Here is a 12,112-nt window from a genome sequence, read left to right as displayed (position 1 = left end):
TATTCCTTTGCCGCTACTGGGCGTTCCGCCTACTGCGCGACGGGTACGGTGTTGAGTGCGGGGATTTGGAAATAGCGCTCGGCGTTGGCGTAGCAGATGTCGCTGACCATGCTGCCGGCGAGGTGGATGTCGTTGGGCAGAAGCCCTGATTCAATGTCCCTGCCGAGCAGGTTGCAGAGCGTGCGGCGGAAGTATTCGTGGCGAGGGTAGGACATGAAAGAGCGTGAGTCGGTGACCATGCCGACGAAGCGCGAAAGCAGGCTGGCGTTGGAGAGTGCGTTCATCTGCCACTCCATGCCTTCTTTCTGGTCGAGGAACCACCAGCCACTGCCGAACTGGACTTTGCCGGGAATGTTGCAGGCGGAGAAACTGCCGATGAGGGTGGCGAAGGCGTAGTTTTCAACGGGGTTGGAGTTGTAGACGATGGTGCGCGGCAGACCGCCTTCGCGCTCGAGGTTGTCGAGGAAGGTAGCGAGAGCGTGAAGCTGTGGGGTTGCGCCCATGCCGTCGAAGCCAGTATCGGGGCCGTGAAGCTTGAATGCGCGGGTATTGGGGTTGCGCAGGGCACCGAGATGAAGCTGCATCGTCCACTGGCGGTGCGCATACTGCGCGCCGAGGAAGTGCATGAGGAAGCTGGCGAAGCGAAGATGGTCCTGAGTATTGGCGGCATGGCCTGCGTGGACGGCGTCGAAGATGGCTGCGGCCTGGGACTCGGTGCAGGGTTCGGCGTAGCAGTGATCGAGGCCGTGGTCAGAAGCGCGGCAGCCCAGGTCGCCGAAGTCGTCCATGCGCTGCTCGATGGCGCGGAGCAGGGCGGGTAGCGTGTCGATGCTGTTGCCGGTGATCTCGGCGAGACGCTCGATCCAGGCGTTCCATGCGACGGGCAGATGGACGCGGAGTGAAGCATCGGGACGGAACGTAGGAACGACGCGAGTGGCAAGCGTGGAACCGGCGATCTGCTCGTGGAATTCGAGGGTGTCGGCGGGGTCGTCGGTGGTGCCGATGAGGCGGACGTTGAATTTGGCAAGGATGGCGTGTGCGTCAAGGCCATCTTGCAACACCGCATTAGCGCGTTCCCAGATGTTGGCGGCGGTGTGTTCGTTCAGCGGCTCGTAGATGCCGAAATAGCGCTGCAGCTCAAGGTGGGTCCAGTGATAAAGAGGATTGCGCAGGGTGTGGGGAACGGTGCGGGCCCAGGCGACGAACTTCTCATAGGGCGTGGCGTCGCCGGTGCAGAAGCGCTCGGGCTCGCCGTTGTAGCGCATGGCGCGCCACTTGTAGTGATCGCCTTCGAGCCAGATTTCGAAGAGATTTTCGAACTGCCGGTTGCGAGCGAGATCGCGCGGGGGCAGGTGGCAGTGATAGTCGAAGATGGGCTGTGGGGCCGCGTATTCCTGATAGAGCTGCCGTGCGGCGTCACTCTCCAACAGGAAGTTTTCATCCAAGAACGGCATTGATTTTGATCCTGAGCCTTCCATTTTGCAATTCGTTGTGAATGCGAACAAAATGCGAGAGCAGTCTACGCCAAAGCCTCGACTGCTGTCATCACTCCGCGCAGCTCGGCCAATGCTTTGAGCCGCCCGACGGCTGGGTAGCCGGGAACGGAGAGACGTCCAATGTCGGTAAGTATCTTGTTTCCATGATCTGCACGGAACGGGATTGGACGGTAGTCACCCGCGGCGTGGCGGCGGCGTTCTTCTAAGACGAGTTCCTTCATGAGGGCAACGATATCAACATCGCCGGCGAGATGCGGAGCCTCGTAAAAGGCGTGTTCGCCGGGCTGTTGTTTCGTTGAGCGCAGGTGAACGAAGCGGATGCGATGCGCGATACGCCGAAAGATCTGGGGCAGATCGTTATCGGAGCGTGCGCCAAGGGAGCCGGAACAGAAAGTGATGCCGTTCGATTGCTCGTGAGCCTGATCGAGCAGAAAGAGGAGATCATCGAGGGTGCCTGCAATGCGAGGCAGGCCGAAGACGGGCCATGGCGGGTCGTCAGGATGGATGCAGAGGCAAACGCCCAGCTCCTGCGCGGATGGGCAGACAGCGCGGAGAAATTCGCCCAGGTTGGCCCGTAGACCGTTGCGGCCGATGTCGTGATACGCGGCGATGGCGTTGCGAACGTAGTCGAGCGAATAGACCTCTGTGGTACCCGGCAAACCCGCCAGAAGGGTACGGGTGAGGCGGTCGCGCTCGGTCTCGTTCATGTGGCTCAGGCGGATCGAAGCCTGCCGTTGCTGGTCGGGTGTCCAGTCATAATCTGCGCCGGGACGCTTGAGGATGAAGAGATCAAAGGCGGCGAGGGCCGAACTCTCATATCGCAGGGAGATGGAGCCGTCGGGGAGCGGGTATTCGAGATCGGTGCGCACCCAGTCGACGACCGGCATAAAGTTGTAGCAGACGATATGGATGCCGCAGGAGGCGAGGTTACGCAGAGTGTCGATGTAGTTGTCGATATGCTGACGCCAGAGCGGGCCACGCTGTTTGATCTGTTCGCTGACGTTGACGCTTTCGACGACGGACCACGTCATGCCGGCGGCGGCGATGATCTGCTGGTGCTCGCGGATGGCCTCGGCAGGCCAGACTTCGCCCGGTGGAATGTCGTGCAGAGCCGATACGATGCCGGATGCGCCTGCCTGGCGGGCATCGGAAAGAGTGACATTATCGTGCGGACCGAACCAGCGCCAGGTCTGTTCCACCAGAGGACTCCTGAGCCTTACGCCTGGGTGTGGGGAAGTGGTGAAGGCAAGTCTTATTATGCCGAGTCAAAATGGTTCATGCCGACTCAAGGATCAGGTTGGCATATTGTGTGGTGTCGCCGGTGCGGATGAGGCCGATGGCGGAGGGAACGCGCTTCTTGAATTCCACATGCGGCTCGAAGGTGATGGGGACGCCGAGGAGCGCGTCTTCAAGGGCGCCGACGGTCTGTGGCGTGTTGACCTCAACGAACTGCTGCGCGGCGAAGACGCGGCCAAAGACAAAATTGCTGCGAATGGCGGTTAGAACGTCCAGAACGCGCGGGATGTCATCGACGAGGGAGATATCGACGGTTTCGATCTGCGGCCAGAAAGGGAATCCGCGGTCAGCGATGATGAGTGTGTTGGTGTGGCGGACGCGGCTGAGCAGCGAGTTGATGGCCGGGTTGAGGATGCCGCGGATGAGCATGGTGTGTTCCTTCTGAGTGATCGGCTGGAGAGCTTCCGGTGGGGACTAAGGTCACATGTTCAGTTGCTACCTCTATAGGAGGTAGTTCGGCCCAACATGCGGCAAAACGCTTGGTAAATATCCCACCTCGGATCAGGTTCAATTGCAAACTCAACGACGAAACCGTGAAACAAGGAAACGTTGTCTTCCAATTTTCGCCAGACGTAATCAACATTTCGTGTGTAAGAAATGAAGTCGCGCAGTCCGTTATTTGTGACTACCAAGACATCAAGGCACTCATTTTCCGTTTCCAGCAGCCGAGATAGATTCTTTTCTAGCATTTCTAGCTCATCGCATTCTTCGCTGGATGGAAATCCGTTCGGTTGGGGGTTTCGAAAACGCACCGAGACAATGACGTGATGGTCGTAGCCCGAGATGGGGGCAAGTCCCGAGTAAGCGTCGGCCATGCGCACAATCATTGGAAAGCCGTCCCGCTCTCCTCGTCCGAGGATCCAGTCAGTGGGCTGCGGATCCTTAGATGGTTTCCCTGGTTTTCTTCCAAACGGCCACATCAGTTTGTCCTCAGTGAGGAATGCTGCAAGTTTAAGCCATCGCCACCTTTGGCGGAACGTTGGATGTCACGAGATTCGTGGAGCAATCTAGTGTGGAGTTTATCTAAGACTGCGATCTAACAACGTTTATTGTGGGTCAGTTTTCGGTGAAGGGAAGCTCAGACTAGAGCGAAACGCCCCGTTTCCAGGGGATGAAATCATCTTGCCGAAGACCTTCGGCCTTGGTGTGCGTTTTGCCGCTGGCGATGGAAACGATCAGCTCGAGAATCTGATCGGCCATCGATGGGATGGAGCTTGTGCCCTCGATGATCGGGCCGGTGTCGATGTCGATGATGTCGGGCATGCGCTCGGCGAGTTTGGTATTGGTGGCGAGCTTGATTACGGGCGCGATGGGATTGCCGGTGGGGGTTCCGAGGCCGGTGGTGAAGAGGACGACGGTGGCGCCAGCACCGACCTGACCGGTGACGCACTCGACATCATTGCCGGGAGTGCATTGGAGGGTGAGGCCGGGCTTGCGGACGTATTCCGGGTAGTCGAGCACATCGTTGACGGGCGAGGTGCCGCCTTTGCGGGCTGCGCCTGCGGATTTCATGGCGTCGGTAAGCAGGCCGTCGCGGATGTTACCGGGCGATGGGTTCATCTCGAAGCCGGAGTGAACGGCTTTGGCGCGAGCCTCGTAGCTGCGCATGAGCTGGATGAAGCGGTCGGCAGTGACGTCATCGACGCAGCGGTTGATCAGGCTTTGCTCGACTCCGCAGAGCTCCGGAAATTCGGAGAGCAGGGTGCTGCCACCGAGGACGGCGAGCATATCGGAAACATAGCCGAGGGCCGGATTGGCAGATATGCCGGAGAAGCCGTCGGAGCCTCCGCATTTAAGGCCGACGGTAAGCTTTGAAAGCGGAGCGGGCTTGCGCTCGATCTTGTTGGCTTCAACGAGGCCTTGAAATGTTGCGCGGATGGCCTCGGCAAGCATTTCAGATTCTTTACCCGACTTTTGCTGGTCAAAAACGAGGACGGGCTTGGAGAGAGCGGGATCGCGCTTTTTCAACTCATCGAGCATGTCGGCGACCTGCGCGTGCTGACAGCCAAGGCTGAGGACGGTGGCTCCGGCGACATTGGGGTGGTGGATGTAGCCGGCTAGCAGGCCGCAGAGAGCGCCGGAGTCTTCACGGGTGCCTCCGCAGCCGCCCTGGTGCGTGATGAACTTGATGCCGTCGATGTTTTTGAAGACGGGAGCGTAGGTGGCTGTGGAAGGCCCGGCGCTTGATTGACTTGAGGATCCGTTGCCGTGGAGTTCGGAAAGCAGGGCGCGCACCTGATCGCGGTACTGCGTGGGGCGGCCATAGCCGAGCTCTTCCTCGAAGGCCTCCTGCAGCGCTTTCACGTTGCGGTTTTCGCAGAAGACCATGGGTAGCACGATCCAGTAGTTGCGTGTGCCTACCTGACCATCGGAGCGGTGGTAGCCGTCAAAGGTGCGGCTGGTCCAGCGGGCGACGTCGGGAGGCCGCCAGGCGGCGCGGGTGTCACGGCTATGAAAGCCGGCGGCTTCATGGGTGACGTTCGCAGTGGTCAGCAGGCCTCCGCGGGGAATGGCATGACGAACCCGGCCCACTATAACCCCATACATGATGACTTCGGCGCCGGCAGGGAAATCATGGATGGCGAATTTTTGCTTGGCAGGAATGGCCTCAGTGACGGAGTATTTGGTGCCTGTAACAGAAACGGTGCTGCCCGCCGGAAGATCGGCAAGCGCGACGAGGACGTTGTCTCGATGGTCGAGTTGGATGGCTTTTGGGGCGGTCATGGATAAATCACATATTGCGAAAGCTGTTTCATTTTTTGAAACAACACTTTCACCATTAACAGACCACTCTATCACCTGGCACCGTGCGACGGGTGATGCCGGGATTTCGAGAGAAAGGCTCCTGCGGGATAGCAGTTCTTACGCTTTCTTTACGAAAGAATTAGCCAGTTATGAAGGTCTGAAGAGAAGAATGGGTATGAGCAGAACCGCCGCGTGAAAGATAGTGAGCGCTTTTGCGAGAAGTTACGCTAGAGGGCCTGAGATGCAGGACATTTGGATGCTGGTCTTTACCGTGTTATTTTTCACGCTCGCCTTTGGTTATATCCGGGCCTGCAACAAACTGAGGTAGCCCGATGAGTATAGTTACGGCGATTGTGTTGATTTTGTCAGTCTTGTTATTTGCCTATCTAACGGCAGCCCTTCTTTTCCCGGAGAAATTCTGAAATGACAATCAATGGATGGCTGCAATTTGCCGTCTTTTCTATTGTGCTGCTCGCGCTGGTGAAGCCGCTGGGGCTTTATCTGGCGCGCGTGCTGGAGGGTGGGCGGACCTGGCTCGATCCAGTACTGCGGCCTTTTGAGCGGCTGATTTACAAGCTGAGCGGCGTTAAGGCCGATCAGGAGATGAATTGGCGCGAGTACGCGTTTGCATTGCTGGGCTTCTCGGCGGTGAGCCTTCTGCTGACATACGCGCTAGAGCGGCTGCAGGGCGCGATTCAATGGCTTAATCCCCAGCATCTGGCGGGTGTTGAGCAGGCGCTGGCGTGGAATACGGCGGCATCGTTCACGACCAATACCAACTGGCAGTCGTATACGCCGGAAACGACGATGAGCTATCTGACGCAGATGGCAGGCCTGGCGTATCACAACTTTACGAGCGCGGCAGTGGGCATTGCTGTGGCGGTGGCGCTGATTCGCGGTGTGAAGCGAACGGAGTCGGGAACAATCGGAAACTTCTGGGTGGATGCGACGCGCAGCATTTTGTATGTGCTGCTGCCGGCATGTGTGATCTTTGCGCTGCTGTTGATATGGCAAGGCGTGCCCCAGAATCTCCATCCGTATACGCAGGCGGCGACGCTGGAGGCGCAGACCCAGACCATTGCGCAGGGGCCTGTGGCATCGCAGGAAGCGATCAAGATGCTGGGCACGAATGGCGGCGGTTTCTTCAACGCGAATAGCGCGCATCCATTCGAGAATCCAACGCCGTTGACGAATCTGCTGGAGATGCTGGCGATCTTTGTGATTCCTGGAGCGCTGACAGTGACGCTGGGAAGGCTGACTGGCTCGCCTGGGCATGGATGGGCGGTGCTGGCGGCGATGTTCGTGTTGTTTGCGGTGGGTTTTACGACGATTTACTGGTCGGAGTCGCAACCGCATCCACTGATTCATGGCGCAGTGCAGGCGAATACTGCGACGGCGCCAGGCGGCAACATGGAGGGCAAGGAGGTGCGCTTCGGTATCACCGATTCGTCGCTTTTTGCCACGATTACGACGGATGCAAGCTGCGGCGCGGTGAACGCGATGCATGACTCGTTTACTCCGCTGGGGGGCATGGTGGTGATGACCAACATCATGCTGGGCGAAGTAGTGTTTGGCGGTGTGGGCGCGGGACTGTACGGGGTGCTGATCTTTGTGGTGGTGTCAGTCTTCATTGCCGGATTGATGGTGGGGCGTACGCCGGAGTATCTGGGCAAGAAGATCGAAGCGTATGACGTGAAGATGGCGATGCTGTATGTGCTGATCTTTCCATTGATCATCCTGGCATTGACGGCGGCGTTTGTGCTCTCTCCCAACATCGGGTTAAGTGCGTTGAACAACGCGGGACCGCATGGGCTGAGCGAAATTCTGTACGCGTTCACTTCCGCAGTTGGCAATAACGGATCGGCGTTTGCGGGGCTGAGCGCGAACACGTGGTGGTACAACGTGGCGCTGGGTTTCGCGATGTTGGCAGGGCGTTTTCTGATGATTGTGCCGGTGCTGGCGCTCGCAGGCAACCTGGCGCAAAAGAAGAGTATTCCACCTTCGCCGGGAACATTTCCGGTGAATACACCATTATTCACGGTGCTATTGATTTCGGTGATCTTGATTATGGGTGCGTTGACGTTCTTCCCGGCGCTGAGCCTGGGTCCGATTCTTGAACACTTGCTGCTGCACGCGGGGCAGCTTTTCTAACGGAGGATCGGCGATGGCGACGAAGAAAAATCTTTGGAATAGTGAAATTGTGCGGCAGGCCGCGGTCGATTCGATCAAGAAGCTTGATCCGCGCGCGATGGCGAAGAACCCCGTGATGTTTGTGGTCGAGGTGGGCTGCGTGCTGACAACGGCGCTGCTGATTACCAATGCCATGCATCATGGCGGGGCCGCGCAGCATGCTGAAAGCTTCGGATTCAATTTGCAGATCACGCTGTGGCTTTGGTTTACGGTGCTGTTTGCGAACTTTGCCGAAGCGATGGCTGAGGGCCGTGGCAAGGCGCAGGCCGACACGCTGCGCAAGGCTAAAGGTGAGACGATCGCCCAGCGCTATGCCGCAGATGGTTCGCTTGAAGACGTGACGAGCAGCCTGCTGCGCGCGGGCGATGTGATCTATGTCGTGGCCGGGCACTTCATTGCCGGCGACGGCGAGGTGATCGAGGGTGTTGCATCAGTCGATGAGTCAGCGATTACGGGCGAGTCGGCACCGGTGATTCGCGAAGCAGGCGGAGATCGCTCTGCTGTGACGGGCGGAACTAAGGTGTTGTCAGACTTCATCAAAGTGAAGATCACTTCGAATCCGGGTGAGACGTTTCTGGATCGCATGATTGCTTTGGTCGAAGGAGCGACGCGGCAGAAGACACCGAATGAGATCGCGCTGAGCATTCTGCTGTCGGGTCTGACGATCATCTTTCTACTGGCGGTGGTGACGCTGCAGCCGTTTGCGATTTACTCGCATGCGCCGCAGACAGTCTTTGTGCTGGTGTCGCTGCTGGTGTGCCTGATTCCGACGACGATTGGCGGGTTGCTTTCTGCGATTGGCATTGCGGGCATGGATCGGCTGGTGCAGTACAACGTGCTGGCGATGAGCGGGCGCGCAGTGGAGGCGGCAGGCGATGTAAGCACGCTGCTGCTGGACAAGACTGGAACGATCACGCTGGGCAACCGGCAGGCTACGGAGTTTTATCCTGCGCCGGATGTGTCGAAGGAGCGGCTGGCGGATGCGGCGCAGTTGTCGTCGCTCTCGGACGAGACGCCTGAGGGCCGGTCGATTGTGGTGCTGGCGAAAGAGAAGTACGGCCTGCGCGGGCGCGATCTTTCAGGGATTCATCCCACGTTTGTACCTTTCACGGCACAGACGCGCATGTCGGGTGTGGATCTGCCGGGAGCGCAGATTCGCAAAGGATCGGTGGATGCGATTTCACGGTTTCTTGAGGAGCAGGGCTCGTCGCTGCCGCGCAAGGTCCGTGAACAGGTGGAAGAGATTGCGCGGGCAGGGGGAACGCCGCTGGTTGTCGCGGAGAATGCGACGGCGCTGGGCGTAATTTACCTGAAAGACATTGTGAAGGGCGGCTTGAAAGACCGGCTGGCGCGGCTGCGGGCGATGGGTATTCGCACCATCATGATTACCGGCGACAACCCGCTGACGGCTGCTGTGATTGCGCGCGAGGCAGGAGTGGATGATTTTCTTGCCGAGGCGAAGCCCAAGGACAAGATGGACCTGATCAAGCGCGAGCAGGCCAAGGGCAAGCTGGTGGCAATGACCGGTGATGGCACGAACGATGCTCCAGCGCTGGCGCAGGCGGATGTAGGCGTGGCGATGAACTCGGGTACGCAGGCGGCCAAAGAAGCGGGCAACATGGTGGATCTCGATTCGAATCCGACGAAGCTGATCGAGATTGTCGAGATTGGCAAGCAGTTGCTGATGACACGCGGGGCGCTTACGACCTTCTCGATTGCGAACGATGTGGCGAAGTACTTTGCGATTATTCCGGCGATGTTTGCCGGGGTGTTTCCGGTGCTGAACGCGTTAAACATCATGCACCTGGCGACACCGCAATCGGCAATTTTGTCGGCGGTGATCTTTAACGCAGTAATCATTGTTGCGCTGATTCCGCTGGCGCTCAAAGGCGTTAAGTATGAGCCGAAGCCGGCGGCAATGCTGCTGCGGCAGAACCTGCTGATTTATGGACTGGGCGGCGTGATTGTGCCGTTTATCGGCATCAAGGCGATTGATCTGCTGCTTGTGGCGCTGAAGCTGGCGTAAGGAGATTGACTGTGCATTCGGTTTGGAAGACTTCGATTCGGTTTACGATTGTGACGACGCTGCTGCTGGGCCTCGCGTATCCACTGGCACTCACGGCGATTGCGCATGTGTTGTTTCCCTATCAGGCGGATGGAAGCCTGATCCTGAAAGACGGCAAGGTGATTGGTTCGGCACTGCTGGCGCAGAGTTTTACCAGCGACCAGTACTTTCATCCTCGGCCATCGGCGGCAGGCAATGGATATGACGCGACGAACTCTGGCGGTTCCAATCTTGCGCAGTCGAACAAGAAGCTGGTGGACCGTATTCAGGGCGACATCGACAAGCTGGCGAAGGCAAATGGCGGCAAGCCTGTGCCGATTGATCTGGTGACGACCTCGGGTTCAGGGCTCGATCCTGATATCACGCCGGATGCGGCTTATTACCAGGCGGCCCGCGTGGCTGCGGCTCGTCATCTCTCCGAAGACACGATCAACAAGCTGATTGCTGCGCACACTACGCAGAGGACGCTCGGGCTGCTGGGTGAGCCGCGGGTGAATGTGCTGGAGTTGAATCTGGATCTGGACGGGCTGACGAAGTAGCAACGCTACTTCACAAGGTGTGAGTGGGTGATCGGGCTCGCGCTTTGCGCTCGCTGGAAGCAGATTCCCTGCGGGAATGGCAGACAAAAAAGCAAGAGCAAAGACAAAAGCAAAAATAACAGCAGATCCTTCGCATTGCTCAGGATGACAACTCCGGAGTGCGATATTCACGTGGTTACTATGTGACTAAGTAGCCTTGCGCCAGGGCATTGAAGGATTGGAGCTGTTCGGTGATCCAATGTTCATCGTGATTGAGTTCGCGGGCGAGGATGCTGGCTACTTTCGGCGCGAGGTCGATGGCGGCTTTGGCGTTGAGAAAGAGTGCGCGGGTGCGGCGTGAGAGAACATCTTCTACGGTGCGGGCCATCTCGCGGCGGGCGGCCCAGATGATTTCGGCTTCGCTGTAGGTCAGGTCCGGGTGTATCGGCTGGAGTAGCTTTGGATTGCCGGCAGCTAGTTCGCGGATGGCGAGTGCGTCGGAGCCGTACATCCATAGCCGGCCGAAGTCTTCGGAGTGTTCGTGATAGCCGTGCAGACGCAGGTTGCGGGTGTTACAGGAGATTTCGTCAAGCTTGCCGATGGTGATGGCGTGGTCGACACAGTCCTCGGCCATGTGGCGATAGGTGGTCCATTTGCCGCCGACGATGGTGATGAGGCCGGAGCTATCGATATCGATGGTGTGATCGCGTGAGAGCGCGGAGGTTTTGCCCGCGCTGCTTTCAGCAGGCTTTACCAATGGCCGGATGCCGACGTAGACGCTGAGAATGTCTTTGCGCTCGGGTGGGCGGCTGAGGAACCGCGCGGCGGTGTCGAGGATGAAGGCAATTTCTTCTTCAAAGGGCAGGGGATCGTAGCTGGCCTCTTCGATGGGTGTGTCGGTTGTGCCGACGACGGTGTGGTCGTGCCACGGGATGGCGAAGAGGACGCGGCCGTCGCTGGTGTGCGGGACCATGATCGCTGCGTCCGCGCGCAAGAAGGACTTCTCGAAGACAAGATGAATGCCCTGGCTTGGGGCGATCAGGCGGCGGGCTTCCGGATCGCTCATGCGGCGCACTTTGTCGGCAAACATGCCGGTGGCGTTGATGACGACGCGGGCTAGCGCGTGATGCTCCCGGCCGGTTTCCTCGTCGCGGAAGACGACGCCGTTGGCGAAGCCCTCTTCATCTTTGGTGATTTCTGTGACGGGGGCGTAGTTGAGCACGGTTGCGCCATGATCGGCGGCGGTTGCGGCCATATGAATGAGCAGGCGTGTGTCGTCAAACTGGCCGTCGTAGTAAATAACGCCGCCACGCAGGCCCTCGGTCTGAAGATTGGGCAGCTTCTCGATAGTTTCTTCCGAGGAAAGGATGCGCGAGCGGCCGAAGCCGTATTTGCCGGCGAGAAGGTCGTAGATCTTCATGCCGATGCCGTAGAACGGTGCTTCCCACCAGGAGTAGTTGGGCACGATGAAGGCGAGATCGTGAACCAGGTGTGGCGCATTCTGGCGCAGTAGACCGCGCTCCTTAAGAGCCTCCATCACGAGTGAGACGTTGCCCTGCTCAAGGTAGCGAACGCCGCCGTGGATGAGCTTGGTGCTGCGGCTGGAGGTGCCTTTGCCGAAGTCCTGCGCTTCGAGCAACAGGACTGAAAAGCCTCGGGCCGCCGCGTCAATGGCGACACCTACGCCGGTGGCTCCGCCGCCGATGACGATCATGTCCCAGGGTGTCGAGCGCTCTATTGCCTGCTGTAACATCTGCTGCCGGTTCATTCTTACCTCGATCTACTTCTCGAATGAGTGTAAC

Annotated in this window: 11 protein-coding genes; 5 read left to right on the top strand and 6 right to left on the bottom strand. The window is 58.6% G+C overall.

Going from position 1 to position 12,112, the window contains the following annotated elements; translation table 11 throughout:
• Window positions 1–29: 29 nt before the first annotated feature.
• The 5 genes from uxaC to OHL22_RS08815 form a co-directional block, all read right to left on the bottom strand.
• Window positions 30–1,454: a glucuronate isomerase gene (gene uxaC, locus OHL22_RS08835; RefSeq protein ID WP_263335693.1), complete on the bottom strand. Its 1,425-nt coding sequence runs from the start codon at window positions 1,452–1,454 to the stop codon at window positions 30–32.
• 65 nt (window positions 1,455–1,519) lie between these two features.
• Window positions 1,520–2,695: a mannonate dehydratase gene (gene uxuA / locus OHL22_RS08830; RefSeq protein ID WP_263335691.1), complete on the bottom strand. Its 1,176-nt coding sequence runs from the start codon at window positions 2,693–2,695 to the stop codon at window positions 1,520–1,522.
• A gap of 76 nt (window positions 2,696–2,771) precedes the next feature.
• Window positions 2,772–3,161: an RbsD/FucU family protein gene (locus OHL22_RS08825; RefSeq protein WP_263335688.1), complete on the bottom strand. Its 390-nt coding sequence runs from the start codon at window positions 3,159–3,161 to the stop codon at window positions 2,772–2,774.
• Between the two features lie 59 nt (window positions 3,162–3,220).
• Window positions 3,221–3,712 (bottom strand): DUF695 domain-containing protein, encoded by a 492-nt coding sequence (locus OHL22_RS08820; RefSeq protein WP_263335686.1) that lies wholly within the window; start codon window positions 3,710–3,712, stop codon window positions 3,221–3,223.
• Between the two features lie 163 nt (window positions 3,713–3,875).
• Entirely contained in the window at window positions 3,876–5,516 is a 1,641-nt protein-coding gene (locus OHL22_RS08815) for a UxaA family hydrolase (protein WP_263335684.1), read from the bottom strand.
• Here OHL22_RS08815 and OHL22_RS08810 point away from each other — a divergent pair.
• From OHL22_RS08810 to kdpC, 5 genes are all read left to right on the top strand, one after another.
• Complete coding sequence (locus OHL22_RS08810; RefSeq protein ID WP_263335681.1) at window positions 5,515–5,733, top strand: hypothetical protein; 219 nt, start codon at window positions 5,515–5,517, stop codon at window positions 5,731–5,733. The two genes, OHL22_RS08815 and OHL22_RS08810, sit on opposite strands and share 2 nt — an antisense overlap.
• 136 nt (window positions 5,734–5,869) lie before the next feature.
• Window positions 5,870–5,959, top strand: a complete 90-nt coding sequence (kdpF, locus tag OHL22_RS25015) for a K(+)-transporting ATPase subunit F (RefSeq protein ID WP_377819362.1) — start codon at window positions 5,870–5,872, stop codon at window positions 5,957–5,959.
• A gap of 1 nt (window position 5,960) precedes the next feature.
• Complete coding sequence (gene kdpA / locus OHL22_RS08805; RefSeq protein ID WP_263335678.1) at window positions 5,961–7,688, top strand: potassium-transporting ATPase subunit KdpA; 1,728 nt, start codon at window positions 5,961–5,963, stop codon at window positions 7,686–7,688.
• A 13-nt stretch (window positions 7,689–7,701) separates the two neighbouring features.
• Window positions 7,702–9,753, top strand: a complete 2,052-nt coding sequence (kdpB, locus tag OHL22_RS08800; protein WP_263335673.1) for a potassium-transporting ATPase subunit KdpB — start codon at window positions 7,702–7,704, stop codon at window positions 9,751–9,753.
• A gap of 11 nt (window positions 9,754–9,764) precedes the next feature.
• Window positions 9,765–10,331, top strand: a complete 567-nt coding sequence (gene kdpC, locus OHL22_RS08795; RefSeq protein ID WP_263335669.1) for a potassium-transporting ATPase subunit KdpC — start codon at window positions 9,765–9,767, stop codon at window positions 10,329–10,331.
• A gap of 178 nt (window positions 10,332–10,509) precedes the next feature.
• On the opposite strand, the gene OHL22_RS08790 is transcribed toward kdpC, so the two are convergent.
• Complete coding sequence (locus OHL22_RS08790; protein ID WP_263335665.1) at window positions 10,510–12,078, bottom strand: glycerol-3-phosphate dehydrogenase/oxidase; 1,569 nt, start codon at window positions 12,076–12,078, stop codon at window positions 10,510–10,512.
• Between the last annotated feature and the right edge of the window lie 34 nt (window positions 12,079–12,112).

Origin of the sequence: Acidicapsa dinghuensis, assembly GCF_025685685.1 — a bacterium.
In the GTDB taxonomy this organism is placed as follows: Bacteria; Acidobacteriota; Terriglobia; order Terriglobales; family Acidobacteriaceae; genus Acidicapsa; species Acidicapsa dinghuensis.
The sequence above is the reverse complement of the archived record's forward strand: the minus strand, read 5'-3'. Positions and strand labels throughout refer to the sequence as shown.

Coding starts and splice junctions, on each gene's coding strand:
- OHL22_RS08820 (WP_263335686.1), bottom strand. CDS start 3,712: ATGTGGCCGTTTGGAAGAAAACCAGGGAAACCATCTAAGGATCCGCAG.
- kdpB (WP_263335673.1), top strand. CDS start 7,702: ATGGCGACGAAGAAAAATCTTTGGAATAGTGAAATTGTGCGGCAGGCC.
- OHL22_RS08825 (WP_263335688.1), bottom strand. CDS start 3,161: ATGCTCATCCGCGGCATCCTCAACCCGGCCATCAACTCGCTGCTCAGC.
- uxaC (WP_263335693.1), bottom strand. CDS start 1,454: ATGCCGTTCTTGGATGAAAACTTCCTGTTGGAGAGTGACGCCGCACGG.
- kdpA (WP_263335678.1), top strand. CDS start 5,961: ATGACAATCAATGGATGGCTGCAATTTGCCGTCTTTTCTATTGTGCTG.
- OHL22_RS08815 (WP_263335684.1), bottom strand. CDS start 5,516: ATGACCGCCCCAAAAGCCATCCAACTCGACCATCGAGACAACGTCCTC.
- OHL22_RS08790 (WP_263335665.1), bottom strand. CDS start 12,078: ATGAACCGGCAGCAGATGTTACAGCAGGCAATAGAGCGCTCGACACCC.
- OHL22_RS08810 (WP_263335681.1), top strand. CDS start 5,515: ATGGATAAATCACATATTGCGAAAGCTGTTTCATTTTTTGAAACAACA.
- kdpF (WP_377819362.1), top strand. CDS start 5,870: ATGAGTATAGTTACGGCGATTGTGTTGATTTTGTCAGTCTTGTTATTT.